At 68.2% G+C, this 25240-nt stretch carries 20 protein-coding genes; 17 read left to right on the forward strand and 3 right to left on the reverse strand.

The window, feature by feature from the left end:
• Positions 1-76: 76 nt before the first annotated feature.
• The 4 genes from G6N47_RS16760 (at position 77) to G6N47_RS29715 (ending at position 5252) form a co-directional block, all read left to right on the forward strand.
• Positions 77-2035, forward strand: coding sequence for a 2-oxoacid:acceptor oxidoreductase subunit alpha (locus G6N47_RS16760; protein ID WP_083131525.1), 1959 nt, complete (start codon positions 77-79; stop codon positions 2033-2035).
• A complete protein-coding gene (locus G6N47_RS16765; protein ID WP_083131526.1) occupies positions 2032-3099 on the forward strand; it encodes a 2-oxoacid:ferredoxin oxidoreductase subunit beta in 1068 nt (355 codons plus the stop codon). Before G6N47_RS16760 ends, G6N47_RS16765 begins: the two co-directional genes overlap by 4 nt.
• A gap of 1 nt (position 3100) precedes the next feature.
• Complete coding sequence (gene mobA, locus G6N47_RS16770; RefSeq protein ID WP_264007105.1) at positions 3101-3715, forward strand: molybdenum cofactor guanylyltransferase; 615 nt, start codon at positions 3101-3103, stop codon at positions 3713-3715.
• 979 nt (positions 3716-4694) lie between these two features.
• On the forward strand, positions 4695-5252 hold the full coding sequence (locus G6N47_RS29715) for a transglycosylase family protein (protein ID WP_083131648.1): 558 nt from the start codon (positions 4695-4697) through the stop codon (positions 5250-5252).
• 50 nt (positions 5253-5302) lie between these two features.
• Here the strand turns inward: G6N47_RS29715 and G6N47_RS16780 are convergent, their stop codons facing one another.
• Positions 5303-6454 carry an FAD-dependent monooxygenase gene (locus G6N47_RS16780; RefSeq protein WP_083131528.1) on the reverse strand — a complete coding sequence of 384 codons (1152 nt, stop codon included), beginning with the start codon at positions 6452-6454 and terminating at the stop codon, positions 5303-5305.
• A 43-nt stretch (positions 6455-6497) separates the two neighbouring features.
• On the opposite strand from G6N47_RS16780, the gene G6N47_RS16785 reads away from it, so the two are divergent.
• From G6N47_RS16785 to ndk, 7 genes are all read left to right on the forward strand, one after another.
• Positions 6498-8486 (forward strand): S9 family peptidase, encoded by a 1989-nt coding sequence (locus G6N47_RS16785; protein ID WP_083131529.1) that lies wholly within the window; start codon positions 6498-6500, stop codon positions 8484-8486.
• Positions 8483-9736 carry a saccharopine dehydrogenase family protein gene (locus tag G6N47_RS16790; RefSeq protein WP_083131530.1) on the forward strand — a complete coding sequence of 418 codons (1254 nt, stop codon included), beginning with the start codon at positions 8483-8485 and terminating at the stop codon, positions 9734-9736. Before G6N47_RS16785 ends, G6N47_RS16790 begins: the two co-directional genes overlap by 4 nt.
• 91 nt (positions 9737-9827) lie before the next feature.
• Entirely contained in the window at positions 9828-10403 is a 576-nt protein-coding gene (locus G6N47_RS16795; RefSeq protein WP_083131531.1) for a DUF937 domain-containing protein, read from the forward strand.
• A 56-nt stretch (positions 10404-10459) separates the two neighbouring features.
• Positions 10460-13093 carry a valine--tRNA ligase gene (locus tag G6N47_RS16800; protein ID WP_083131532.1) on the forward strand — a complete coding sequence of 878 codons (2634 nt, stop codon included), beginning with the start codon at positions 10460-10462 and terminating at the stop codon, positions 13091-13093.
• Positions 13090-14472: a bifunctional tetrahydrofolate synthase/dihydrofolate synthase gene (gene folC / locus G6N47_RS16805; protein WP_083131533.1), complete on the forward strand. Its 1383-nt coding sequence runs from the start codon at positions 13090-13092 to the stop codon at positions 14470-14472. The genes G6N47_RS16800 and folC overlap by 4 nt, the downstream gene beginning before the upstream one ends.
• Positions 14469-14846 (forward strand): DUF4233 domain-containing protein, encoded by a 378-nt coding sequence (locus G6N47_RS16810; RefSeq protein ID WP_083131534.1) that lies wholly within the window; start codon positions 14469-14471, stop codon positions 14844-14846. The genes folC and G6N47_RS16810 overlap by 4 nt, the downstream gene beginning before the upstream one ends.
• A 73-nt stretch (positions 14847-14919) precedes the next feature.
• A complete protein-coding gene (gene ndk / locus G6N47_RS16815; RefSeq protein WP_083131649.1) occupies positions 14920-15330 on the forward strand; it encodes a nucleoside-diphosphate kinase in 411 nt (136 codons plus the stop codon).
• An 18-nt stretch (positions 15331-15348) separates the two neighbouring features.
• Here ndk and G6N47_RS16820 read toward each other — a convergent pair whose 3' ends face one another.
• Positions 15349-17355 (reverse strand): transposase, encoded by a 2007-nt coding sequence (locus tag G6N47_RS16820; protein ID WP_083131535.1) that lies wholly within the window; start codon positions 17353-17355, stop codon positions 15349-15351.
• Between the two features lie 7 nt (positions 17356-17362).
• Between G6N47_RS16820 and G6N47_RS16825 the strand changes: the two genes are divergently transcribed.
• The 6 genes from G6N47_RS16825 to proB all read left to right on the forward strand — a co-directional run bounded on the left by G6N47_RS16825 (position 17363) and on the right by proB (position 24554).
• On the forward strand, positions 17363-18541 hold the full coding sequence (locus tag G6N47_RS16825; protein ID WP_163659667.1) for a transposase family protein: 1179 nt from the start codon (positions 17363-17365) through the stop codon (positions 18539-18541).
• Positions 18477-21170 carry an Rne/Rng family ribonuclease gene (locus G6N47_RS16830; protein ID WP_083131537.1) on the forward strand — a complete coding sequence of 898 codons (2694 nt, stop codon included), beginning with the start codon at positions 18477-18479 and terminating at the stop codon, positions 21168-21170. Before G6N47_RS16825 ends, G6N47_RS16830 begins: the two co-directional genes overlap by 65 nt.
• A 152-nt stretch (positions 21171-21322) precedes the next feature.
• The gene (rplU, locus tag G6N47_RS16835) at positions 21323-21634 is read left to right on the forward strand and encodes a 50S ribosomal protein L21 (protein ID WP_083131538.1); all 312 of its coding nucleotides are present in this window, start codon (positions 21323-21325) and stop codon (positions 21632-21634) included.
• A gap of 18 nt (positions 21635-21652) precedes the next feature.
• Complete coding sequence (gene rpmA, locus G6N47_RS16840; RefSeq protein ID WP_083131539.1) at positions 21653-21913, forward strand: 50S ribosomal protein L27; 261 nt, start codon at positions 21653-21655, stop codon at positions 21911-21913.
• Between the two features lie 59 nt (positions 21914-21972).
• Positions 21973-23460, forward strand: a complete 1488-nt coding sequence (obgE, locus tag G6N47_RS16845; protein ID WP_083131540.1) for a GTPase ObgE — start codon at positions 21973-21975, stop codon at positions 23458-23460.
• The gene (gene proB, locus G6N47_RS16850) at positions 23457-24554 is read left to right on the forward strand and encodes a glutamate 5-kinase (protein WP_083131541.1); all 1098 of its coding nucleotides are present in this window, start codon (positions 23457-23459) and stop codon (positions 24552-24554) included. Before obgE ends, proB begins: the two co-directional genes overlap by 4 nt.
• Before the next feature lie 5 nt (positions 24555-24559).
• Here proB and G6N47_RS16855 read toward each other — a convergent pair whose 3' ends face one another.
• Positions 24560-25192: a TetR/AcrR family transcriptional regulator gene (locus G6N47_RS16855; protein ID WP_083131542.1), complete on the reverse strand. Its 633-nt coding sequence runs from the start codon at positions 25190-25192 to the stop codon at positions 24560-24562.
• Positions 25193-25240 lie beyond the last annotated feature (48 nt).

Raw genomic sequence — 25240 nt, forward strand, 5'->3', positions numbered from 1 at the left:
GGCTCACTCCGACGGCAGGTACCGGCAGGCGCACCGCAGAGTGCCCGTGCGATAGACAGCGACGGAAGGCGGGGACGTGGGTCCGAACGACAACGGAGCCAGGTCAGAATCTCATTCAGCCGGCACGGCCGCAGCCAAGCGGCAGAAGCTGGAACAAGTCGTCATTCGTTTCGCCGGGGACTCCGGTGACGGCATGCAACTCACCGGTGATCGGTTCACCTCCGAGGCCGCGTTGTTCGGCAACGACTTGGCCACCCAGCCCAACTACCCGGCCGAGATCCGCGCCCCGCAGGGCACCCTGCCCGGCGTCTCGTCGTTCCAGATTCAAATCGCCGAGTACGACATCCTCACTGCCGGTGACCGCCCGGACGTGCTGGTTGCGATGAACCCGGCTGCACTGAAGGCCAACATCGGCGACCTGCCGCGCGGCGGGCTGGTGATCGCCAACTCCGACGAGTTCACCAAGCGCAACCTGGCCAAGGTCGGTTACCAGGACAACCCGCTGGAGTCCGGGGAGCTGTCCGAATACGTCGTGCAGGCGGTGCCGATGACGACGCTGACGCTGGGCGCCGTCGAGGCCATCGGCGCCTCGAAGAAGGACGGCCAGCGGGCCAAGAACATGTTCGCGCTCGGTCTGCTGTCCTGGATGTACGGGCGGCCCATCGAAACCAGCGAGACCTTCATCCGCGAGAAGTTCGCCCGCAAGCCCGACATCGCCGAGGCCAACGTGCTGGCGCTCAAGGCCGGCTGGAACTACGGCGAGACCACCGAGGCGTTCGGCACCACCTACGACGTGTCTCCGGCGAAGCTGCCGGCGGGGGAGTACCGGCAGATCTCCGGCAACACCGCGATGGCGTACGGGATTGTCACCGCCGGCCAGCTCGCCGACATCCCGGTAGTGCTCGGCAGCTATCCGATTACGCCGGCCTCCGACATCCTGCACGAGCTGTCCAAGCACAAGAACTTCAACGTCATCACCTTCCAGGCCGAAGACGAGATCGGCGGCGTCTGCGCCGCGTTGGGCGCGGCCTACGGCGGCGCGCTCGGGGTCACCAGCACCTCGGGGCCGGGCTTGTCGCTGAAGTCCGAGGCCATCGGGCTCGGCGTGATGACCGAGCTGCCGCTGCTGGTGATCGACGTGCAGCGGGCCGGCCCGTCGACCGGCATGCCGACCAAGACCGAACAGGCCGACCTGCTGCAGGCGATGTACGGCCGCAACGGCGAATCGCCCGTCGCGGTGTTGGCGCCGCGGTCGCCGTCGGACTGCTTCGAGACGGCGGTGGAGGCGGTGCGCATCGCGGTGTCCTACCACACCCCGGTGATCGTGTTGTCCGACGGCGCAATTGCCAACGGCTCCGAGCCGTGGCAGATCCCGGACGTCAGCACCCTGGAACCCATCGAGCACACCTTCGCCAAGGCCGGTGAACCGTTCCAGCCGTACGCCCGCGACCCAGAGACCCTGGCGCGGCAGTTCGCAATTCCCGGCACTCCGGGCTTGGAGCACCGCATCGGCGGCCTGGAGGCGGCCAACGGGTCGGGCAACATCTCCTACGAGCCGGCCAACCACGACCTGATGGTTCGGTTGCGCCAGGCCAAGATCGACGGCATTCGCGTCCCCGACCTCGAGGTCGACGACCCGACCGGTGACGCCGAGTTGTTGCTGATCGGGTGGGGCAGCACCTACGGCCCGATCGGGGAGGCGTGCCGGCGGGCGCGCCGCAGGGGCATCAAGGTGGCGCACGCCCACCTGCGGTATCTCAACCCGTTCCCGGCCAACCTGGGCGACGTGCTGCGCCGCTACCCGAAAGTGGTGGCGCCAGAGATGAACATGGGCCAGCTCGCGCTGCTGCTGCGCGGGAAGTATTTGGTGGACATCCAGTCGGTCACCAAGGTGCAGGGACTGTCGTTCCTGGCCGACGAAGTGAGCCGCCTTATCAGCGCCGCGCTGGGCGGCACGCTGGCCGAGATCGAGGAAGACAAGGCGATGGTCGCCAGAATGGCAGCGGCGACGGTTGGAGCAGGAGCTGACGCATGACGGACCTGATCGGCCACGACCTGGGGTTGAGCGCGCTGAGCGGGGTGCCCACCACTGACCAGCCGCAGAAGGCCAAGGACTTCACCAGTGACCAGGAGGTGCGCTGGTGCCCCGGTTGTGGTGACTACGTCATCCTCAACACCATCCGCAACTTCTTGCCCGAGCTCGGGCTGCGCCGCGAGAACATCGTGTTCGTCAGCGGTATCGGCTGCTCCAGCCGCTTTCCGTACTACCTGGAGACCTACGGTCTGCATTCCATCCACGGTCGCGCGCCGGCCATCGCGACCGGGTTGGCGCTCGCCCGCGAGGACCTGTCGGTGTGGGTGGTCACCGGCGACGGCGATGCGCTCTCGATCGGCGGCAACCATTTGGTGCACGCGCTGCGGCGCAACGTCAACCTGACGATCCTGCTGTTCAACAACCGGATCTACGGTCTGACCAAGGGCCAGTATTCGCCGACCTCCGAGGTCGGCAAGGTCACCAAGTCCACCCCGATGGGATCGCTCGACCAGCCGTTCAACCCGGTGTCGCTGGCGCTGGGCGCCGAAGCGAGTTTCGTGGGCCGCGCGCTGGACTCCGACCGCAAGGGGTTGTCGGAGGTGCTGCGCGCCGCGGCCACCCATCGCGGGTCGGCCCTGGTCGAGATCCTGCAGGACTGTCCGATCTTCAACGACGGCTCTTTCGACGCGCTGCGCAAAGAAGGCTCCGAAGAGCGGGTGATCAACGTCCACCACGGCGAGCCGATCATCTTCGGCGCCAACGACGAATACTGCGTGGTGCGTTCCGGATTCGGCCTCGAGGTGGCCAAGACCGCCGACGTCAGTGCCGACGAGATCGTCGTGCACGACGCGCACACCACCGACTCGGCCTACGCGTTCGCGTTGTCGCGGCTGTCCGACCAGAACCTCGAACACACCGTGATGGGCATCTTCCGTCAGGTCAGCCGGCCCACCTACGACGACGCCGCACGTGCGCAGGTGACTGCTTCCGCGGCGACTGCCCCACCGGACCGCTCCGCACTGCAAGCGTTGCTGCGGGGGCGCGACACCTGGACCGTCGCCTGACGTGGCAGCCGCTCCGGGCTCGTTAGCAGGGGTAGTGCTGGCGGGGGGCGCCTCTCGGCGGATGGGCCGCGACAAGGCCACTCTTGCGGTACCCGAGGAGATTGCGGCGTCCGGCGGTGCCACGACCATGGTCGAGCACGTGGTCGGGATCGTCGGGAAGCGCTGCCAGCCGGTTTTCGTGGTCGCCGCGCCGGGACAGCCGCTGCCGGAGCTGCCGGCGGAGATACTGCGTGACGAGGTGCGCGGGCTGGGTCCGCTGTTGGCGACCGGACGCGGACTTCGGGCCGCTCGCGAGGCCGGCGCCCAGCGGGCGTTCGTGTGCGCCGTCGACATGCCGCTGCTGACCGTGGATTTGATCGACATGCTGGCCGACCGGGCCGCCGAGGTGGATGCCGAGGTGACGTTGCCGTGGGACGGCCGTGACCATTACCTGGCCGCGGTGTACCGGACCGACCTGGCCGACCGGGTCGACGCGCTGGTGGCCGCCGGCGAACGCACCATGCGTGCGCTGGTCGACAGCATCGATGCTCAACGGATCGTGGTGCCCGACTCCCGGCCGCTGAGCAATGTGAATTCGGCGGACGATCTGCGCTCGTTGCTGCAGTCCGGCCGCTGAGCGCCCACAATTCGGCGTTATTGTCGTCAATTCTTGGCTAAATTCTCGGCTCAAACAATGAATAATTCGCCGCCGGAATTGCAATAATTGGCTATTAGTGCCAAGAATTGCGCGCATGGGGTGGACGCGAGGTCGGCAAGAGGCGGTTGATATTCCCTTGCGGTAGAAGGGATTACAGCCGGTCAAAGCTTGACCCGGCGCCGATACGAGGTGAAAAATTCGCTGGTTTCGCGCGGCGAATCGGTATCCAGTCACGCCGTCGCCCGCTGCCAGCACAGGCTCGCGGGTTTCTTCGCGGATCGGCATAGTGGTTTCGAAATCCGTTGTGGCACAGCATGGTTGGCGAACATAAGTGCTGAAACCGGTGGTAGCTCTCAGGTCTGAATGAAGTTTGAAATGAAAAAGCCTGCAGTGCAGTGGATCTGAGTAATCCAGTGCATTGGCCAGTAGCGGGTCCGCGAACCGCACGGTCTCGGCGCGATAGCCGGCACGGGACGCGTACGGCCTTGCTGACACCGTGTCAGCCGCCAAACCGGCAGTTTGCGCCCCGAAAATCGGTGGCCTAGCTCACAATTTATGCGTGATTTGGCTCACGGCGCGACGCTGAGTTTCCCGGTTTGACGCCGACGAAAAAGATATCCGTGACCTGGGAAGACAATTAACAGTGCCGGCCATAATGGGGTCGTTACCGAACCGAGATATGCGTGTCGCGTGAGATGACGAATGCAATCCGGTCTCGTACGGTCCGTGTCGGCCCTAAACGGCCACCCAAAATCGAATCCACGGACCCGCGTGTGAGCGGGGCTGCGAACGGCACGGCCGTCGCGCAGCCATCGGGCACTAGCCCGCCGGACGAACCACGTCCCCGCTGTCGTGCCTGAACGAGACGGCACGTTCCAAAGCACCAACCAGCCTGCACAGGCACCCCAAGCCCACGTCGTGGGCTTGCTTTGGCGCGCGCACCGCGAAAGGAACGATGTTGAAGAACGTCCACAAGACGCTCATCATGGCCGCTATCACCGGGGCGCTTGCCGCTGCGCCGCTCGCGCCCTTCGCCGCGACCGCCTACGCGGAAGGCGAGGCCTGGGACTCGAACGCCGCACTCGGCACTATGCGCGACGCGGCGCCCGCGGAGGATCTCCCTCCGGCCCCTGAGGACCTGCCCCCGGCCCCGGAGGACGTCCCGCCGGCTCCCGAGGACCTGCCCCCGGCTCCGGAGGACCTGCCCCCGGCACCCGAGGCGCCCCCCGCCCCGGAGGCCGCTCCCGAGGAGCCCGCTCCGGCTCCGGCGCCGGTGAAGAAGGCCTACAGCGTGAACTGGGACGCCATCGCGCAGTGCGAGTCCGGTGGCAACTGGTCGATCAACACCGGTAACGGCTTCGTGGGTGGTCTGCAGTTCACCCCGAGCACCTGGCGTGCCAACGGTGGCTCGGGCTCCCCGGCCAGCGCGAGCCGCGAGGAGCAGATCCGGGTGGCCGAGAACGTTCTGCGTACGCAGGGCATCGGCGCCTGGCCGGTCTGCGGCCGGCGCGGCTGACCTAACGGCTACACAAGACGGTGCCGGGCCTTCGGGCCCGGCACCGTCGTCTATTCAGGACCAGGCAACACGAACGCCGTCCGCGCCGCCACCGTCGCCAGATGCCGGGTCAGCACCCTCTCCGGCATCAGCACGCTGGCCCGCGCGGCGATGGCGCTCAGCATCGCGGGACGGGCGTTGATCACCCGCCCGATCAATGCCGCCTCACGGACGATCGAGGCGACCCGCTGTCTCCGGAAGGCGGCGAACCGTGCGAACGCCGTCGGCAGGTCGCCGTCGCGCCGGACGCAGGCGGCCAGTGCCGCGGCATCTTCGAGTGCCTGGCACCCGCCCTGGCCCAGATGTGGGCGCATGGGATGGGCTGCGTCGCCGAGTACCGCGACCGGACCACGAGCCCAGCACCGGGCACGACTGCGGTCATAGAGGTCATTGCGCAAGATGTCGGCGGGTGCCGTCGCGGCAAGCATGCTCGGGACGGGCTCCGGCCAGCCCGCCAGCTTTCTCTGTAAGTACGGCAACTCGCCGCCGGGCGACACCCGTCCTTCCGGCGCCCGTTCGGTGGTGAACCAGTAGGTGCGGTCTGGCCCCATCGGGACGTGGCCGGTTTGCACACCGGGCCCGAGAGTCTCGCCGGCCAACTCCGGGTCCATGGCGCAGGACGCGACCCCGCGCCACGCGGTATAGCCCGCGTAGCGGTGTGTCAGCGGGCCGTTGAGGTGCCGCGCCACCACCGAGCGGGTGCCGTCGGCGCCGACGACCGCATCAGCGGTGCGGGCCGTGCCGTCGGACAGCTCGAGTCGAACCTCTCCGTTGACGGCGACGGTAGCAACGGACCGCCCGTATTCCACCGTGCCGGGCGCCAGTGCTGCGGTCAGGATGTCCCGCAGCACCGAGCGCTGCACCACCACCATCGGTTCCCCGAGAGCGGTGACCAACCGTTCGTTGGCGGGACGGCGCAGCCACGAGCCGTCGCGCCAGCGCAGCGCGCCGGCGGTGACACGACCACCGGCCTGGCGGACCTCGTCGCCGACGCCGATGTGGTCCAGCGCGGCCAGCGCGTTGGGCCAGATGCTGATCCCCGCCCCGGCCGATGTGTCGGTGCGTTCCTCGACCACCGAAACCTCGCGGCCACACCGCTGCAGAGCCACCGCGCTGGCCAGACCCGCGATGCCCGCGCCTACGACCACGATGCGTTGCGCCACACGGCCGAACCTATCGTGTGCACGGCTGTGCTACCCAAGACGGATGAGCGCAACGCCATTCGACGACCTCGACGACTACCTCGCCCTGCCGCGGGTTTCCGGCTTGGCCGTGTCGGTCGACGGGTCGCGACTGGTGACCACGGTCACCGAGCTCGACGACAAACGCGCCGAGTACGTGAGCGCGATCTGGGAAGTCGACCCGGCGGGCCGCGCGCCCGCGCGCCGGCTGACCCGCGGTGCGCGCGGTGAGTCGTCGCCGGCCTTCACCGTCGACGGCGACTTGCTGTTCGTGTCGTCGCGCCCGACATCCGATGACGACAAACCGCCGGCCTCGCTGTGGCGGTTGCCTGCCGCCGGCGGGGAAGCGGTCGAAGTGCTCGGCATGCCCGGTGGAGTCACCGCGGTACGCGCCGCGAGCGGCGCCGACAACACCGTGATCGCCGCGCCGCTGCTGCCCTCGGCCGACGGCGTCGACGGCGATCGGCGGCTGCGGGATCTGCGCAAGGAATCGAAGGTGACCGCGATCCTGCACGACGGGTTTCCGGTTCGGTTCTGGGACAAGGATCTTGGCCCCGACCAACCGCACTTCTTCGACGCGTCCGGCCCGCGTGACCTGACCCCGAATCCGGGCGGCGCGTTGCGCGAGGCCGGCTACGACATCAGCGCCGACGGCCGGTTCCTGGTGACGACATGGCGGGTGGCCGGGCCGGGGCCAGCGCAACGGTCCGTGCTGGTGCAGGTCGACCTGGCGTCGGGCGAACGCAGCGTGATCGCCGACGATCCGGATGCGGACCTGGAACATCCCGCGATCTCACCGGACGGGTCGGCCGTGGCGTTCACCCGCGAAACGATCTCCACGCCCGAACAGGCGCCTCGAACGACGTTGCAATGCTTGCGATTCGGCGAGAAGCCCGTGACGCTGGCGGAGGACTGGGACCGCTGGCCGTCCTCGGTGACGTGGTCGAGCGACGGCACCGCGCTGATCGTGACGGCCGACCAGGCCGGGCGCATCCCGGTGTTCGCCGTCGACGTCGCCACCTCGGCGGTCACCCAACTCACCGACGACGATTTCGGCTACACCGACGTCGTCGCCGCGCCCGGCGGGGTGCTGTACGCACTGCGCAGCTCCTATGCGATGCCGCCGCACCCGGTGCGAATCGCTCCGGGCGGCGCCGTCACCGTGCTGCCCTGCACCGAATTGCCCACTCTGCCAGGGACATTGACCGAGATCAGCGCGAAGGCCCAAGACGGGACGAAGGTGCGGTCGTGGTTGGTGCTGCCCGAGGACACCGCGCCCGCGCCGCTGTTGCTGTGGATTCACGGCGGGCCGCTGGGCAGCTGGAACGGCTGGTCGTGGCGCTGGAACCCGTGGCTGATGGCCGCGAAGGGCTACGCGGTGCTGTTGCCCGACCCGGCACTGTCCACCGGCTACGGACAGGCGTTCATTCAGCGTGGCTGGGGCGCGTGGGGCGGGTCGCCGTTCGAGGATCTGATGGCCGCCACCGACGCCGCGTGCCGGCATCCGCGCGTCGACGCCGCCCGCACGGCCGCGATGGGCGGGTCGTTCGGCGGCTACATGGCCAATTGGGTGGCCGGCCACACCGACCGGTTCGCCGCGATCGTCAGCCACGCCAGCCTGTGGGCACTGGACCAATTCGGCCCGACTACCGACGTGGCCTACTACTGGCGTCGCGAGATGACCCCGCAGATGACCGCCGCGCATTCACCGCACCGATTCGTCGAGGCGATCACCACGCCGATGCTGATCATCCACGGCGACAAGGACTATCGGGTACCGATCGGCGAAGCGTTGCGGCTGTGGTACGAGTTGCTCGCGCAATCCGGGCTGCCTGCCGCCGACGATGGCACTAGCCCGCATCGGTTCTTGTATTTTCCGTCAGAGCACCACTGGGTGCTGGCACCGCAGCACACCAAGGTCTGGTATCAGGTGGTGCTGGCGTTCCTGGCCGAACATGTGCTCGGGGAGACCGGCGAGTGGCCCGAAATCCTGGGAGTAGCGTCGCCCTCGTGAGCCAAACGCGTGAGTTCGACATCGTCGTGTACGGGGCGACCGGCTTCGTGGGCAAGCTGACCGCCGAATACCTCGCCAAGGCAGGCGGCGACGCGCGCATTGCACTGGCCGGCCGCTCTACCGAAAGACTGGCCAAGGTGCGCGAAACCCTGGGCGCTGCCGCACAATCCTGGCCGTTGCTGGAGGCCGACGCGTCCAAGCCGTCCACGCTGGATGCGATGGCGGCGCGGACGCAGGTGGTCATCACCACGGTCGGGCCGTATACCCGCTACGGGCTGCCGCTGGTCGGTGCCTGCGCCGCCGCGGGCACCGACTACGCCGATTTGACCGGCGAGGCGATGTTCGTGCGCAACAGCATCGACCTGTACCACAAGCAGGCCGCCGACACCGGCGCCCGGATCGTGCATGCGTGCGGATTCGATTCCATCCCTTCGGATTTGACCGTGTATGCGCTCTACCGAGCGGCCGGCGACGACGGCACCGGCGAGCTCGTCGACACCGACTTCGTGTTGCTTCGCTTCTCCGGTGGCCTTTCCGGCGGCACCATCGCGTCGGGGATGGAGATGATGCAGATGGCCTCCAGCGACCCCGACGCGCGACGGCAGGTCGCCGACCCCTACACACTGAGCCCCGACCGCGGTGCCGAACCCGACCTCGGGCCGCAGCCCGATCTGCCGTGGCGCCGAGGACGCGACATCGCGCCGGAGCTGGCCGGCAGCTGGACTGCGGGTTTTCTGATGGCCCCGTACAACACCCGAATTGTGCGGCGCAGCAACGCATTACTCGACTGGGCCTACGGCAGAAAATTCCGCTACAGCGAGCATATGAGCGTGGGAACCTCGTTCGTCGCGCCGGCGGTGTCGGCCATCGTCACCGGCATGACGAACACGACGCTCGGCTTGGGCAACCGCTATTTCCGGCTGCTGCCTCGCCGGCTGGTGGAGCGTCTGGCGCCAAAACCGGGCACTGGTCCCAGCGCCGCCGCCCGCGAGCGCGGCTACTACCGTGTCGAGACCTACACGACCACGACCACAGGCGCCCGCTATGTGGCGAAGATGGCCCAGCAGGGCGACCCTGGCTACAAGGCGACGTCGGTGCTGCTCGGCGAGAGTGGCCTCGCGCTGGCCTTGGACCGCGACAAGCTGTCCGACCTGCGTGGGGTGCTCACACCTGCGGCCGCGATGGGTGACGCGCTGATGGCACGCCTCCCGGCGGCGGGGGTGTCGCTGAGCACCGCGCGGTTGAATTGAGCGGCGCTGAACCGCTGTCCGACAAGATCAACTGGACTACTGTCATCACCGAATGACGACAACAACCCAGCGACGTTAGGTGGACGGGTCCATGGCCGGCCTTGATGATCTCTTCGCCCAAATTCCCACAAGTGACATTGCAGGCAAGCTCGGCGTCGACGAATCCGAAGTGAACAGCGCGGTTCAGCTGCTGGTGCCGGTGCTGGTCGGCGGTGTGCACCAGAGCGCGCAGGATCCCGACAACGCCTCGGCGATCGAGTCGGAGGCCAGCAGTCACGCCGCGCGAGGCTTACTGGACACCGGCGTCAACCACGTCGACGAGAACCAGGGTCAGCAGGCGATCGCGAGAATATTCGGCGGCAACGACACCAGCCAGGTCGCCGCGGCGCTATCGGGTTCCGGAGCCGGCAATGCCGACTTGATCCAGAAGCTGTTGCCGATCCTGGCCCCGATCGTGCTGGCCTACATCGGCAAGCAAATGACGCAGCAGAAGGGCGGGCCGGCCCCGGCGGAGGAGAAAGCGTCCGGCGGCGCGCTCAACGACGTTCTGGGCAGCATCCTCAGTGGCATGTCCGGCAGCCGCAACAAGTCGCTGGGCGGCGTGTTGGGCGACGTGCTCGGCAGCAAAGCGGGCGATATCCTCGGCGGACTTTTCGGCAAGAAGTAACGCGGCCCACAAGGGCGGAGGTCGAGGCGGCCGTTCGCCCTCCATAGAATTGACCGGTGACCAGCCCGAGCCGCGCCGCCGATGCCCTGCCCAAGTCGTGGGATCCGGGCGCGGTCGAGAGCACCATCTACCAGCGGTGGGTGGACGCCGGCTACTTCACGGCGGATCCGACCAGCACCAAGCCCGGATATTCGATCGTGCTGCCGCCGCCGAACGTGACCGGTGAGCTGCACATGGGCCACGCGCTGGACCACACGCTGATGGACGTGTTGACCCGCCGCAAGCGGATGCAGGGCTACGAGGTGCTGTGGCTGCCGGGCATGGACCACGCCGGCATCGCCACCCAGATCGTGGTGGAAAAGCAACTCGCCGTCGACGGCAAGACCAAAGAGGACTTCGGCCGCGAGCTGTTCGTCGACAAGGTCTGGGACTGGAAGCGCGACTCCGGCGGCACGATCGGCGCCCAGATGCGCCGGCTCGGCGACGGCGTCGACTGGAGCCGCGACCGGTTCACCATGGACGAGGGCCTGTCCCGCGCGGTGCGCACGATCTTCAAGCGGCTCTACGACGCCGGCCTGATCTACCAGGCTGAGCGGCTGGTCAACTGGTCTCCCGAGCTGCAGACCGCGATCTCCGATCTCGAAGTCCGTTACGAGGACGTCGAGGGTGAGCTGGTGTCGTTCCGTTACGGCTCGCCCGACGGGCCCAGCATCGTGGTCGCCACCACGCGGGTCGAGACGATGCTGGGCGACACCGCGATCGCGGTGCATCCCGACGACGAGCGGTACCGCGATCTCGTCGGGCTCAGCCTGCCGCACCCGTTCGTCGACCGCCAGCTCGTCATCGTCGCCGACGAGCACGTCGACCCCGAATTCGGCACCGGCGCAGTCAAAGTCACACCTGCGCACGATCCGAACGACTTCGAGATCGGCCTGCGCCACGAGCTGCCGATGCCCACCATCATGGACAGCAAGGGCCGGATCGCCGGTACCGGAACCCAATTCGACGGCATGGACCGCTTCGAGGCCCGGGTCGCGGTACGCGAGGCGCTCGCGGAGCAAGGCCGCATTGTGGCCGAGAAGCGGCCGTATTTGCACAGCGTCGGTCACTCGGAGCGCACCGGCGAGCCGATCGAGCCGCGGCTGTCGCTGCAGTGGTGGGTGCGGGTGGAGTCGCTGGCCAAGGCCGCCGGCGACGCAGTACGCAACGGCGACACCGTGATTCACCCGGCCAGCTTGGAGCCGCGGTTTTTCGGCTGGGTCGACGACATGCACGACTGGTGCATCTCCCGGCAGCTGTGGTGGGGGCACCGCATCCCGATCTGGCACGGCCCCAACGGCGAGCAGGTGTGCGTCGGCCCCGACGAAACCCCGCCCGAAGGCTGGGAGCAGGATCACGACGTCCTGGACACCTGGTTTTCGTCTGCGCTGTGGCCGTTCTCCACGATGGGCTGGCCCGAACGCACCCCTGAGCTGGAAAAGTTCTATCCGACAAGCGTTTTGGTCACCGGCTACGACATCCTGTTCTTCTGGGTAGCCCGGATGATGATGTTCGGCACCTTCGTCGGCGACGACGACGTCATCACCCTGGACGGGCGGCGCGGCCCGCAGGTGCCGTTCACCGACGTGTTCCTGCACGGGCTCATCCGCGACGAGTTCGGCCGCAAGATGAGCAAGTCGAAGGGCAACGGCGTCGACCCGCTGGACTGGGTGGAGCAGTTCGGCGCCGACGCGCTGCGCTTCACCCTGGCCCGCGGCGCTAGCCCGGGCGGCGACCTGTCCATCGGCGAGGACCATGTCCGGGCGTCGCGCAACTTCGGCACCAAGCTGTTCAACGCCACCCGGTTCGCATTGATGAACGGTGCGGCGCTGGCGCCACTACCCGAGGAGCTGACCGACGCCGATCGCTGGATTCTGGGCCGACTGGAAGAGGTTCGCGCCGAAGTGGATTCGGCGTTCGACCGCTACGAATTCAGCCGGGCGTGCGAGGCGCTCTACCACTTCACCTGGGACGAATTCTGCGACTGGTATGTGGAGCTGGCCAAGACGCAACTGGCCGAAGGCCTCAGCCACACCAACGCCGTGCTGGCCGCGGTGCTGGACACCCTGCTGCGGCTACTGCACCCGGTGATCCCTTTCATCACCGAGGCGTTGTGGCAAGCGCTCACCGGTCAGGAGTCGCTGGTGATCGCCGACTGGCCGCGAGCATCCGGCATCGACTTGGATCCTGTTGCGGCACAACGCATCACCGATATGCAGAAGCTGGTGACCGAAATCCGGCGATTCCGCAGCGATCAAGGCCTGGCCGACCGGCAGAAGGTGCCGGCCCGGCTCTCGGGGATCGACGACGCCGACCTGGGTGGCCAGGTGGGCGCCGTGACGTCACTGGCCTGGCTGACCGCGCCGGACGCGCAGTTCAGCCCGTCGGCGTCCCTGGAGATTCGCCTCGGCGGCGGGACCGTCGTCGTCGAGCTCGACACCTCGGGCACCATCGACGTCGAGGCCGAGCGCCGCCGCCTGGAAAAGGATTTGGCAGCCGCGCAAAAGGAATTGGCCGGCACCAGCGCCAAACTCGACAACAGTGCCTTCTTGGCCAAGGCGCCCGCGGCCGTCGTCGACAAGATCCGCGACCGCCAGCGGGTGGCCCAAGAAGAAGTCGACCGGATCACCAGCCGCCTGGCCGGAATGTGAACGCTCCGACCCCGGACGAAATCGCGTCGCTGCTGCAGGTCGAGCACCTGCTCGATCAGCGTTGGCCGGAAACCAAGATCGAGCCGAGCCTGACTCGCATCAGCGCGCTGATGGACCTGCTCGGCTCGCCGCAGCGCAGCTATCCGTGCATTCACATCGCGGGCACCAACGGCAAAACCTCGGTGGCGCGGATGGTCGACGCGCTGCTGACCGCGCTGAACCGCCGGACCGGCCGCACCACCAGCCCGCATCTGCAGTCGGCGGTCGAGCGGATCGCGATCGACGGGCAGCCGATCAGCCCGGCCCGCTACGTCGAGACATACCGGGAGATCGAGCCGTTCGTGCAGATGATCGACCAGCAGTCGCAGGAGGCCGGCGGACCGGCGATGAGCAAGTTCGAGGTGCTCACCGCGATGGCGTTCGCCGCGTTCGCCGATGCGCCGATCGACGTCGGGATCATCGAGGTCGGGCTGGGCGGGCGCTGGGATGCCACCAACGTGATCGATGCGCCGGTCGCGGTCATTACCCCGATCAGCGTCGACCACGTCGACTACCTGGGCGACGACATCGCCGGGATCGCGGGAGAGAAGGCGGGCATCATCACCGGGTCCGACACCGTGGCAGTGATCGGCCGACAGCGGCCAGAGGTGATGGAAGTGCTTCTGGCGCAATCGGTTCGGGCTGACGCCACAGTGGCCCGCGAGGATTCGGAGTTTGCGGTGGCCGACCGCCAGATCGCCGTCGGCGGACAACTTTTGACGTTGCAGGGCCTTGGCGGGGTGTACTCCGACGTCCACCTGCCGCTGCACGGTGAACACCAGGCCCACAACGCGGCGCTGGCGCTGGCGGCGGTCGAGGCGTTCTTCGGCGCCGGCAAGGACCGCCAGCTCGACGTCGACTCGGTTCGGGCCGGGTTCGCCGCTGTCATCAGTCCGGGCCGGCTGGAGCGGATGCGCAGCGCCCCGACGGTGTACATCGACGCCGCCCACAACCCGGCCGGGGCCGCGGCCTTGGCCCAAACCCTGACCGACGAGTTCGACTTCCGGTTCCTGGTCGGGGTCATCAGCGTGCTGGCCGACAAAGACGTCGACGGGATCCTGGCCGCGCTCGAGCCGGTGCTGGACCGAATCGTGGTCACCCACAACGGATCTCCGCGGGCCCTGGACGTCGAGTCGCTGGCGTTGACGGCCGAGCAGCGGTTCGGGCCGGACCGGGTGCTGAGCGCCGTCGACCTGCGCGACGCCATCGACACCGCCACCGCCCTGGTCGACGAGGCCGCCGCGGAAGGCGAAGAATTCTCCGGAACCGGCATCGTCATCACCGGCTCGGTGGTTACCGCCGGGGCGGCCCGCACGTTGTTCGGCAAGGACCCGGCATGACGGCCCCGGACCCGTGGAAGAGCTTCCGCGGCGTGATGGCCGGAACGCTGATCCTCGAGGCGATCGTCGTGCTGCTGGCGTTGCCGGTAGTCGGCGCGGTCGGCGGCGGGCTGACTCCCGTCGCGCTGGGCTATCTGATCGGCCTGGCCGTGCTCCTTGTCATGCTCGCCGGGCTGCAGGGTCGGTCGTGGGCGATCTGGGCGAACCTCGCGGTGCAGGCGGTGCCGATCGCCGGCTTTCTGGTGTATCCGGGGGTCGGGTTCATCGGGCTGCTCTTCGCCGGCGTGTGGGCGCTGATCGCCTACTTTCGCGCCGAGGTGCTGCGCCGGCAGCGGCGCGGCATGTTGCCAGGCCAGCAACAGCCGCCCGACTGATCGGCCAGGTACGCTGTCCGCCGTGCGCGCCGGCGACGATGCAGAGCGCAGGGATGAAGAGGAGCGGCGCATGGTGGACGAGCGGACTCTGCTGTTGATCAAGCCCGACGGCGTGGAGCGGCGCTTGGTGGGCGAGATCATCGCCCGCATCGAGCGCAAGGGCCTGACGTTCGCCGCCCTGGAATTGCGCAACGTCGCCGACGAGCTGGCTCGCAAGCACTACGCCGAGCACGAGGGCAAGCCGTTTTTCACGCCGCTGCTGGAATTCATCACGTCGGGGCCGGTGGTCGCGGCCATCGTCGAGGGGCCGCGAGCCGTCGCGGCGGTCCGCCAGCTCGCCGGCGCCACCGACCCGGTGGAGAAGGCCGCGCCGGGCACTATCCGCGGCGACTTCGGCCTCGAGACGCAGTTCAACCTGGTGCACGGCTCGGACTCGGCTGAGTCGGCCGCGCGTGAAATCGCACTCTGGTTCCCGGAGGTCTAAGAGTTGACCCGTTATGGGTCATGCGGCGCCAATCAGCTTGGGTGCTGGTTGTTTTCGGCTGGTCCCGCGACGTCCAGGCGTGCCTGGTCTGTTCGGGGGTAGGGCGGGTGCCGCTTGTTCAGCAGAGGCCACCGCAGGGTGGTGGTGGCTGCCGGTCCTGGCCGATCCTTCACCGTGTGGTGTTGGTGGCTGGTACCGGTTGACTGAACCCTCCCACTCTTGCTGGGAGGCCAGCCCATCGCGCAGGGCGTGGGCAAGTCGGTACTCAACCCGCGCGGTGCGCGGATCGTCTGGGTTGGCGAACTCGACGCAGGCCGCCAACGCCGCGGAGACGATGTCACGGTCGTCGTGCAGCCCGCAGTGTGGACAGTCATGGGTGCGCTGCTGCAACGTTTTGGGGACACGTGCGCCGCACAGACAGTGTTGGTTCATCGCGGTGGGGTGGGTGCCAGCGCGGTAGAACTGGCCGCCGGTGGCAACACATTCGGTTTGCAGCGCGGCCACCAGCATGCCGGGGCTAAACAGTGCGATCCGCTTGCCCCACAACCTCGCCCACGTCGAAATGCGGCAATCCTCCACGGTGATCGTGTTGCCGTGCGCGGACACGATCGTGGCAGCGACCTGGCTGGCGCGGGCCTGCTTGGCCTGGCTGGTACTGCGTGATTCCGCGGCGTGATCAGCACGGGTGCGCTGATAGCGGCGCGACAGTGTGTCGTGGCGGTAGGCGCGCAGCGGCACCCCGTCGGCGCGGGAATGCCGCGCCCCACCCGGGTTGCTGACCTGGCGGGTGGGTAGTCGGGCCGCCGCGCGGCGTTCCGCACGCTTGTGCTGGCGCACCGACGGGCCGTACTGATCGGCGTTGGTGTTGCGCCGGGAGCGATCCAGGGCTTTTTGCCGCGCCCGGGTTTTCTTCGCAGCGCCAGCGGCGGCCTTCTGCTGGGCTGGGGTGCAATCGACCCGCCCGACAACCAGCCTCTCCGGGTGATCATGGGGGAACGACACGACCGAGAAGTTGGACACGTTGGCGTCCACCCCGGCCCGCCGGCCGGCCGCAATCTCACCGCGGCGCGCGATGGTCGACGGTGACTGATACCCGCGGCCGTGGATGAGCAGGTGTGCGTAGTAGCGCCAGCCACCGGGGGCTTTGCGGTCGCCTACCCGCACCAGGTCGATCTTGTGCCACACCCGAGGATCGGCCAGGAAATGAGCCAGATGCGGCCACTGGCCCGCACCCTGGGGCAACCGTACCGGCATCACGAGATCACCGGCGGGCAGCCCGGTGAACACCACCGCCAACATCCCGTCGTGATCCCACCACGACTTACTCGCGGGCCGCGACGGCACCCGCAGGCGAGCCGGCTGCGCCAGAATCGACGTACCTCCCGGCTGGCCGGCCGCCTGGTGCGCGGTGCTCACCTCAGCTGGCAGTTGCCGGTCCCGATAGGTGTCCAGGTGACCATCCAAGGTGCCCACCAGACGGTAAGTCTCCCACGTCGGCTGGTCTTTGGTGTGCGAGCGCGCCCGCCCGGGAATACGGGTGAAATCCCACCACGAACCGACCCGCGGCGGGCCATGGCGGCGCCCCGACGAGTCGGCGAACAGGTGCCGGTCGATCGTTTCCCACACCTCGTCGGCCACATGCAGGCCGACCGCCTTGGTTAGGTGATCACGCATCCACCCACTGGCCTCAATATGGCGTTTCGCCGCGGCTTCAATGCCCTTGCGGGACAACCCCAACCGTTCCCGCAATGCCTTGGGGTCTTGCGCACGTTCATGATGGGCCGCCCAATACACGCGACACCGCGCCGCAGCGTCGCGCTGCAGCGCCCGGCGTAGCCGAAACACCGCCTCCCACTGCCGCTCCAACCGCCGGCGGGTGCGCTCATCGGAGACATCCAGCTCCAGCTGGATCACCGCCACCGGCCCGTCGTATTTGAAGTTCGGCGCCTTCGACTTACCCCGCCGCCGCGCCAGAACCACCTCACCGCTGCTAACCGGGGTGGCGTCGGGGCGCGTCGCTGCCATGTGGGGTATGAAACCATCACCTACCGACAACAACCCGCTGCCACAGCGATGGCGAAACCTGCTGGCGCTTACCGGCCTAACTCAGGGCCAGGTCCATATCGTCTGCACCCTGGCACAACAGCGCTTGTCGACCGCACCGGGGCGCCCCTGGACCCTGCCGGTGGCGGTCAGGGTGCTGCTGGTGCTGATCCATTTGCGCACCAACCTAACCACCCGCGCACTGGCGGCGCTGTTCGGCACCAGTCAATCGACAGTGGACCGCGTCATTCACCACCTAGTACCAGTGCTGGCCGGTGCACTACAACCCACTGCGGACAACAGCGATCGCCCGTGGATCATCGACGGCACGCTGATCCCTGTGCACGACCAATCCATCAGCGCGGTGAGCAACAACTACCGGCGCAGCGTCAACAGCCAGATCATCATCTGCGCTCACCGGCGCCGCGTGCTCGCGGCAAGCCAATGCTGGCCGGGTAACCGCAACGACGTCATCGTGGCCCGCCACACCGTGCTGCCGCTGCTCGATGGTCGTGTCGTCCTCGGCGACGGCGGATACCGCGGCATCACGTCGATCACCACCCCGCGACGTGACCGCTCCGGCCGCATCATCCGTGACGACTACTACCGGGCGCATCGCCGGCTCAAGGCCCGCGTCGAGCACGTCATCGCCCGGCTCAAAGACTGGCAGATACTTCACCAATGCCGCCGCCGCGGCCACGCCATCAACCACAGCCTCCAAATCGTCGCCGGACTCTGGAACCTCAAAGCCCCAGACAATAACGGGTCAAGTCTTAGCCAAGGCGCAACCATCTTTTGGTCTTCTCGTCGGAGGGGTCGGCCCCGAACCGGCCGTATGGGATACTGGAGCACGGGTGAACGTCGCCGGACCGGCTCAGGACCGTTGACTGACGCCCGAATGAAGACTTCGACAAGCGCGACCACCGCTACCCGCGATGCGGCGCCGACTGTCCAGCCATCATTCAGACCGGGCGCCGAGCGAGTTCGACAAGAGCCGCTCGGCGCGAGACCAGCACAAGCCCGGGAGGAAGTAACCCGGGCACATAGCGAAGCCCTCGCGTGGCCGCGTCTGCACGACGCGCCCGGGGGCTTGAGGAGATTACGTGATAGACGGTGCCCCATCCTCAGACCTTCCAGAAAACCCGTCCGAGCGCGAGGACCTGCCTGACCGGCTGAGGGTCCACTCGCTGGCCCGAGCGCTGGGCACGACCAGCAGACGGGTGCTCGACGCGCTCACCGAGCTCGACGGCCGGATCCGCAGCGCGCATTCCACCGTCGACCGCGCCGACGCGGTCCGGGTTCGCGATCTGCTGGCCGCCGCACCGGCCCCCGACGCCCAGGTCGGCGAGGCGGCCGAACCCGAGTCGCGCCTGATGCTGGAGACGACGGCCGAGCGCCCCGAGTACATGCCGTTGTTCGTCGCGCCGCAGCCGATCGAGATCGCCGACGACTCCGACGACGCCGACGATTCCGACTCCGACGACGACACCGACGAAAGCGACGAGGAGCAGGCCGACCGCCCGGCCGGCCGGCGCCGCCGCCGGGGCCGTCGCGGCCGTGGCCGCGGACGCGGTGAGCAGGGCGCAGGAGACGCCCGCGGGCAGGGTGACGACGGCGACGACGACCAGGATTCCGGGGAGGCCGACGACACCGACGACACCGACAGCGACGACAACAACGCGACCGAAACCGCGACCCGCCGCCGGCGGCGCCGTCGTCGCCGCAAGTCCGGGTCCGGCGACGACACCGACGACGGCCCGTCGCCCGACGATCCGCCCAACACCGTCGTCCACGAGCGCGCACCGCGCGCCGACAAGGACGCCGCCGACAGCGACAGCGGCGAGATCCAGGGCATCAACGGCTCGACGCGTCTGGAAGCCAAACGGCAGCGCCGCCGCGACGGGCGTGACGCCGGGCGGCGCCGCCCTCCGGTGCTGACCGAGGCCGAGTTTCTGGCCCGCCGCGAGGCGGTCGAGCGGGTGATGGTGGTGCGCGACAAAGTGCGCACCGAGCCGCCGCACCCCGGCGCCCGCTACACCCAGATCGCCGTGCTCGAGGACGGCATCGTCGTCGAACACTTTGTGACCAGCGCGGCCTCGGCGTCGCTGGTGGGCAACATCTACCTGGGCATCGTGCAGAACGTGCTGCCGTCGATGGAGGCGGCGTTCGTGGACATCGGCAGGGGTCGCAACGGTGTGCTCTACGCCGGTGAGGTCAACTGGGAAGCCGCCGGGCTGGGCGGTGCCAACCGCAAGATCGAGCAGGCCCTCAAGCCCGGCGACTACGTCGTCGTCCAGGTGAGCAAGGATCCCGTCGGCCACAAGGGCGCCCGGCTGACCACCCAGGTGTCGCTGGCCGGCCGCTACCTGGTGTACGTGCCGGGCGCGTCGTCGACGGGGATCAGTCGCAAGCTGCCCGACACCGAACGCCAGCGGCTCAAGGAGATCCTGCGCGAGGTGGTGCCGCCCGACGCCGGGGTCATCATCCGTACCGCGTCCGAGGGCGTCAAATCCGAAGACATCCGCGCGGACGTCAACCGGCTGCAGGAGCGGTGGGCGCAGATCGAGGCCAAGGCCGCCGAAACCAAGGAGAAGGCGGCCGGTGCCGCGGTCGCGCTCTACGAAGAGCCCGACGTGCTGGTCAAGGTCATCCGCGACCTGTTCAACGAGGACTTCGCCGAGCTGATCGTGTCTGGCGACGAAGCCTGGAACACCATCAACGAATACGTGAATTCGGTTGCGCCCGAACTTGTTTCGAAACTGAACAAATACGAGTCTGCCGACGGCGGCCCGGACGTGTTCGCCGTGCACCGCATCGACGAGCAGCTCGCCAAGGCGATGGACCGCAAGGTGTGGCTGCCCTCGGGCGGGACGCTGGTGATCGACCGGACCGAGGCGATGACCGTCGTCGACGTCAACACCGGCAAGTTCACCGGATCTGGCGGCAACCTCGAGCAGACCGTCACCAAGAACAACCTGGAGGCGGCCGAGGAGATCGTGCGTCAGCTGCGGCTGCGCGATATCGGCGGCATCGTGGTCATCGACTTCATCGACATGGTGCTCGAGTCCAACCGCGATCTGGTGCTGCGCCGGCTCACCGAGGCGCTGGCCCGCGACCGCACCCGCCACCAGGTGTCCGAAGTGACGTCGCTGGGTCTGGTGCAGCTGACCCGCAAGCGGCTGGGCACCGGGCTGATCGAAGCGTTCTCCACCACCTGTCCGCACTGCAGCGGCCGCGGGATCACGCTGCACGCCGACCCGGTCGACTCCACCTCGGCGACCGGCCGCAAGTCCGAGGGCAGGCGGGGCCGGCGGTCCAAGAAGGGCAAGGCCGACGAGGTGCCCGTGGCCAAGGTGCCCGCGCACGCGCCGGGTGAGCACCCGATGTTCAAGGCGATGGCCGCGGCGAACGGCCGCCACGACGGCGACTCCGAGGACGCCGAGGCGCCGACACCCGGCGAAGAACCCGACACGCAGGCCGAAGAGGAAGTCGCTCGTGAGGTTGCCGACGAGGATCTGGACGACACCGACTTCGACGAAACAGAAGACGAGGACGAGGTCGAGCTCGACGACGACGAGGACATCGAGGAGGACCTCGACGACGAGGACGACGAAGACCTCGACCTCGACGACGACCTCGACGTCGACTCGGAGGACTCCGACGAGCCCGAGGAGTCCGATTCCGATTCCGAGGACGAGGACGCCGCAGACCAGCCTGTCGTCGCGTCGGTTGTCGAGCGGCCGCGCCGACGTCGGGCAGCGGCTCGTCCGGCGGGGCCGCCGATCCACGAGGACTAGCGGGTCGCCGCCATTGGCTTGAGCCGGTTTGATCCTGTAGCCGCTGGTCACGTATCCTTGACCAGTTGTCGCCAGGCTCTGCTAGGCGAACCCCCAGACCCACCTCGCGCACCCTCGGGTAGCGCGCGCCCGAAGAAGAGGTAGACGTAACGATGGCGACCTACGCAATCGTCAAAACCGGCGGCAAGCAGTACAAGGTCGCAGTCGGAGACGTCCTCAAGGTCGAGAAGCTCGACTCCGAGCCCGGCGCGAAGGTGTCGCTGCCGGTCGCGCTGGTGGTCGACGGCGCCAACGTCACCACCGACGCCAAGGCGCTGGCCAAGGTGAACGTGACCGGCGAGGTGCTCGAGCACACCAAGGGCCCCAAGATCCGTATCCACAAGTTCAAGAACAAGACCGGCTACCACAAGCGTCAGGGTCACCGTCAGCAGCTGACGGTCCTGAAGGTCACCGGCATCAAGTAGCAGCGGAGGCGACAAGACATGGCACACAAGAAGGGCGCTTCCAGCTCACGCAACGGCCGCGATTCAGCCGCCCAGCGGCTCGGCGTGAAGCGGTTCGGCGGCCAGATCGTCAAGGCCGGCGAGATTTTGGTGCGGCAGCGCGGCACCCACTTCCACCCGGGCGTCAACGTGGGCCGCGGCGGCGACGACACGCTGTTCGCCAAGGCGGCCGGTTCCGTGCAATTCGGGGTCAAAAGGGGCCGCAAGACCGTCAGCATCGTCCCAGCCGGCCGCGACTAAGCCGTGACGGCCGTGCCATCTGCGCGGCTGCCCACGCTCGACGAGTAAGAGGATGCCCGATGCCTCGGTTTGTCGATCGCGTTGTCATCCACGCGCGGGCGGGCTCCGGCGGTAACGGCTGCGCCTCGGTGCATCGCGAGAAATTCAAGCCGCTCGGCGGTCCCGACGGCGGTAACGGCGGCCGCGGCGGCAGCGTGATCCTGGTTGTCGACCCGCAGGTGCACACCCTGCTCGACTTTCACTTCCATCCGCATGTCGTCGCGCCATCCGGCAAGCAGGGGATGGGCGGCAACCGCGACGGCGCCGCGGGCGCCGACCTGGAAGTCAGGGTTCCCGACGGCACCGTCGTGCTCGACGAGAACGGCCGGCTGCTCGCCGATCTGGTCGGCGCCGGCACCCGCTTTCAGGCCGCTGCCGGCGGCCGCGGCGGGCTTGGCAACGCCGCGCTGGCGTCACGGGCCCGCAAGGCGCCGGGCTTCGCGCTGCTCGGCGAAAAAGGGCAAGCCCGCGATCTGACCCTCGAGCTCAAGACCGTCGCCGACGTCGGGCTGATCGGATTCCCGTCGGCGGGCAAATCGTCTCTGGTGTCGGCTATTTCGGCGGCCAAGCCGAAAATCGCCGACTACCCGTTCACCACGCTGGTGCCCAACCTCGGGGTGGTCTCGGCGGGGGAGCGCACCTACACCGTCGCCGACGTGCCGGGCCTGATCCCGGGCGCATCGGCCGGCCGCGGCCTGGGCCTGGACTTCCTGCGGCACATCGAGCGATGCGCGGTGCTGGTACATGTAGTGGATTGCGCGACCGCTGATCCCGGCCGCGACCCGGTCTCCGACATCGACGCGCTGGAAGCCGAGCTGGCCGCGTATAAACCCACGCTGCAAGGGGATTCGACGCTCGGCGACCTTGCGGAGCGGCCGCGAGCGGTAGTGCTCAACAAGATAGACGTGCCGGAGGCCCGCGAATTGGCCGAGTTCGTCCGCGACGACATCGCCGCGCGCGGCTGGCCGGTGTTCAACGTGTCGACGGTGGCGCGAGAAGGCTTGCAGCCGTTGATATTCGCGTTGGCCGATATGGTCGACGAATATCACGCCGCGCAGCCTGTGCTGGTGCCGCGACGGCCGGTGATCCGGCCGATCCCCGTCGACGAGACCGGTTTCACCGTGGAGCCCGACGGGCACGGCGGCTTCGTGGTACGCGGCGAGCGGCCCGAACGCTGGATCGCGCAGACCAACTTCGACAACGACGAGGCGGTCGGCTATCTGGGCGACCGGCTGGCCCGGCTCGGCGTCGAGGACGAGCTGCTGCGACTCGGCGCCCAGCCGGGATGCGCAGTCACCATCGGCGACATGACATTCGACTGGGAGCCGCAGACAGCCGCGGGCGTCGATGTCCCGTTGTCGAGCCGCGGCACCGACGCGCGCCTGGAGCGCTCCGAGCGCGTCGGCGCCGCCGAACGCAAGGCCGCCCGCCGGCAACGTCGCGCCGGCGACGATGCAGAGCGCAGCGATGAGGAGGAGCGGCGCAACAGCAGAGGCCACGAAACATGAGCGCACGCGAGGCCATCCGCGCGGCGCGCCGCGTCGTCGTCAAGGTCGGCACGACAGCATTGACCACGCCCACCGGGATGTTCGACGCCGGCCGGCTGGCCGGGCTCGCGGAGGCCATCGAGGCGCGGATGAAGGCGGGCTCCGATGTCGTGATTGTCTCCTCCGGTGCGATCGCGGCAGGTATCGAGCCGCTCGGATTGTCGCGTCGCCCAACAGATTTGGCGACCAAACAGGCGGCGGCCAGCGTCGGGCAGGTGGCGCTGGTGAACTCGTGGAGCGCCGCGTTCGCCCGATATCAGCGCACGGTCGGCCAGGTGCTGCTGACTGCGCATGACATTTCGATGCGGGTGTCGCACACCAACGCCCAGCGCACCCTGGACCGGCTGCGGGCCCTGCACGCGGTGGCGATCGTCAACGAGAACGACACCGTGGCCACCAACGAGATCCGGTTCGGCGACAACGACCGGCTCTCGGCGCTGGTGGCGCACCTTGTCGGCGCCGACGCGCTCGTGCTGCTCTCCGATATCGACGGGCTTTACGATGCCGACCCCCGCAAGGGGCCTGCGCGGTTTATCGCGGAGGTGTCCGGCCCGGCCGACCTGGACGGTGTGATCGCCGGGCAGGGCAGCCAACTGGGTACCGGCGGAATGGCGTCGAAGGTGTCTTCGGCGATGCTGGCCGCCGATGCGGGCGTTCCAGTGCTTCTGGCCGCCGCCGCCGACGCTGGCACCGCACTGGCCGACGCGTCGGTCGGAACGGTGTTCGCCGCTCGGCCCGACCGGATGTCGGCGCGGCGGTTCTGGGTGCGCTACGCCGCGGAATCGGCTGGCTCGCTGACGCTGGACGAGGGCGCGGTGCGCGCGGTGCTCGGACAACGCCGTTCGCTGCTGCCCGCGGGGATCACGGCAGTCTCAGGCCACTTTCACGGCGGCGACGTTGTCGACTTGTGCGGCCCCGACACGGTCATGGTGGCCCGCGGGGTCGTCGCCTACGACGCCGCCGAGCTGGCCACGATGATGGGACGCTCGACGTCCGAGCTGCCCGCCGAACTGCGCCGGCCCGCTGTGCACGCCGACGACCTGGTCGCCTTCTAAGCGGGCTACCTCACGGGCTTCAGATATAAGGCGCCCCAAATGATTTGGGTCAACGCCTGCGCCAACTCGGCGTCGTATTCGCCGGGCGCGCCCGGAAGCTCCTGCTGGCAGGTCCGCTCGACCATCCACGTCAGCCCTTTGGCGGTAGTGGCTGCCGGCAGCGTGTGCCGGATGGAACCGTCCGCCTGGCCGTCCTCGATGACCCGGGTCACCCGCCCCGAAATCCGGTCGAGCTGATCGCGGTAGGCCGCGCCGACCAATGGGTCGTAGCCGGCCATTTCGTTCAACGCGACCAGTAGCGGTTGGTGACGCCGATAGGTGGCGATGATGCCGGTGATCGCGGCACGGACGTCGTCGGGATCGCGCCGCGACGCCACGCTCCACCAGCGCTCGGCCGCATCGGCGAGATCGCCGAACACCTGGCCGGCGAGCCGGCGCACCAGATCACCCTTGTCCTCGAAGTAGACGTAGAAGCTGGCGCGTGACATGCCGGCCTCGGTGGCCAGCCGGTCCACGGACAGTTCGGTGAAGCTGGCGCCGTCGCGCATCAGCCGCTCCGTGGCTTCGAGCAACCGGCGCTCGATCTGCTCGCGCCGCTCCTGCCGCTTGACCTGCGGCTTGCGGGTTACCGAGGGCATGCATCAAAGAATAGCTGACATCTTGACTAGACACTATGTCTAGACCTA

This window comes from Mycobacterium branderi (genome assembly GCF_010728725.1).
Taxonomy (GTDB): Bacteria; Actinomycetota; Actinomycetes; order Mycobacteriales; family Mycobacteriaceae; genus Mycobacterium; species Mycobacterium branderi.

Coding starts and splice junctions, on each gene's coding strand:
- proB (WP_083131541.1), top strand. CDS start 23,457: ATGAGCGCACGCGAGGCCATCCGCGCGGCGCGCCGCGTCGTCGTCAAG.
- G6N47_RS16855 (WP_083131542.1), bottom strand. CDS start 25,192: ATGCCCTCGGTAACCCGCAAGCCGCAGGTCAAGCGGCAGGAGCGGCGC.
- G6N47_RS16820 (WP_083131535.1), bottom strand. CDS start 17,355: ATGGCAGCGACGCGCCCCGACGCCACCCCGGTTAGCAGCGGTGAGGTG.
- G6N47_RS16810 (WP_083131534.1), top strand. CDS start 14,469: ATGACGGCCCCGGACCCGTGGAAGAGCTTCCGCGGCGTGATGGCCGGA.
- G6N47_RS16785 (WP_083131529.1), top strand. CDS start 6,498: ATGAGCGCAACGCCATTCGACGACCTCGACGACTACCTCGCCCTGCCG.
- obgE (WP_083131540.1), top strand. CDS start 21,973: ATGCCTCGGTTTGTCGATCGCGTTGTCATCCACGCGCGGGCGGGCTCC.
- rplU (WP_083131538.1), top strand. CDS start 21,323: ATGGCGACCTACGCAATCGTCAAAACCGGCGGCAAGCAGTACAAGGTC.
- G6N47_RS16795 (WP_083131531.1), top strand. CDS start 9,828: ATGGCCGGCCTTGATGATCTCTTCGCCCAAATTCCCACAAGTGACATT.
- G6N47_RS16825 (WP_163659667.1), top strand. CDS start 17,363: ATGAAACCATCACCTACCGACAACAACCCGCTGCCACAGCGATGGCGA.
- rpmA (WP_083131539.1), top strand. CDS start 21,653: ATGGCACACAAGAAGGGCGCTTCCAGCTCACGCAACGGCCGCGATTCA.
- G6N47_RS16765 (WP_083131526.1), top strand. CDS start 2,032: ATGACGGACCTGATCGGCCACGACCTGGGGTTGAGCGCGCTGAGCGGG.